The following is a 1328-nucleotide window of genomic DNA, read 5'->3' on the forward strand; positions in this document are numbered from 1 at the left end:
GGTTTGCTGTTTGTTGTTTGAGATTTGCATAGTGGACGCGAGCATCTTTGTGGCCAAGTTTTTTAGGGCACACGGTGGATGCCTTGGCATCAGGAGCCGATGAAGGACGTGGGAGGCTGCGTTAAGCCTCGGGGAGTCGCCAACCAGACGTTGATCCGGGGATGTCCGAATGGGGAAACCTAGCACCAGTCATGTGGTGTTGCCTCCGCCTGAATGTATAGGGCGGTTGGTGGTAACGCGGGGAAGTGAAACATCTCAGTACCCGTAGGAAGAGAAAACAAGAGTGATTCCGTGAGTAGTGGTGAGCGAAAGCGGATGAGGCTAAACCGGGCGTGTGTGATAGCCGGCAGGCGTTGCATGTCCGGGGTCGTGGGACCTTCTTGGGGTGGCTGCCGCTGCTCCGGAGAGTGATAAATCTGTCTGATAGTTGAAGCCTCTGGGAAGGGGCGCCGTAGACCGTGAGAGCCGGGTAGACGAAATCGGATGGACTCTTTGAGGGGATCCCAAGTAGCACGGGGCCCGAGAAATCCTGTGTGAATCTGCCAGGACCACCTGGTAAGCCTAAATACTCCCTGATGACCGATAGTGCACGAGTACCGTGAGGGAAAGGTGAAAAGTGCCCCGGTGAGGGGTCGTGAAAGAGTACCTGAAACCGTGTGCCTACAAGCCGTAGGAGCTTACATCAGTTTGCTGGTGTGTGATGTGACTGCGTGCCTTTTGAAGAATGAGCCTGCGAGTTATGGTGTGTGGCGAGGTTAACCCGTGTGGGGGAGCCGTAGCGAAAGCGAGTCTGAAGAGGGCGTTTGAGTCGCATGCTGTAGACCCGAAGCGGGGTGATCTACGCATGGGCAGGTTGAAGCTCAGGTAAGACTGGGTGGAGGACCGAACCCACCAGGGTTGAAAACCTGGGGGATGACCTGTGTGTAGGGGTGAAAGGCCAATCAAACTCCGTGATAGCTGGTTCTCCCCGAAATGCATTTAGGTGCAGCGTTGCGTGTTTCTTGCCGGAGGTAGAGCACTGGATGGCCGATGGGCCCGACAAGGTTACTGACGTCAGCCAAACTCCGAATGCCGGTAAGTGAGAGCGTGGCAGTGAGACTGCGGGCGATAAGGTTCGTAGTCGAGAGGGAAACAGCCCAGATCACCGACTAAGGCCCCTAAGCGTGTGCTAAGTGGGAAAGGATGTGGAGTCGCAGAGACAACCAGGAGGTTGGCTTAGAAGCAGCCACCCTTGAAAGAGTGCGTAATAGCTCACTGGTCAAGTGATTCTGCGCCGACAATGTAGCGGGGCTCAAGTACACCGCCGAAGTCGTGGCATTGACTCCCTT

At 55.7% G+C, this 1328-nt stretch carries 1 rRNA gene (only partly in view); it reads left to right on the forward strand.

The window, feature by feature from the left end:
- Positions 1 to 51 precede the first annotated feature (51 nt).
- Positions 52 to 1328, forward strand: a 23S ribosomal RNA gene (locus ACBJ32_RS59245) (it continues 1924 nt past the right edge of the window).

Source organism: Nonomuraea sp. GTA35 (genome assembly GCF_041950525.1).
GTDB lineage: Bacteria > Actinomycetota > Actinomycetes > Streptosporangiales > Streptosporangiaceae > Nonomuraea.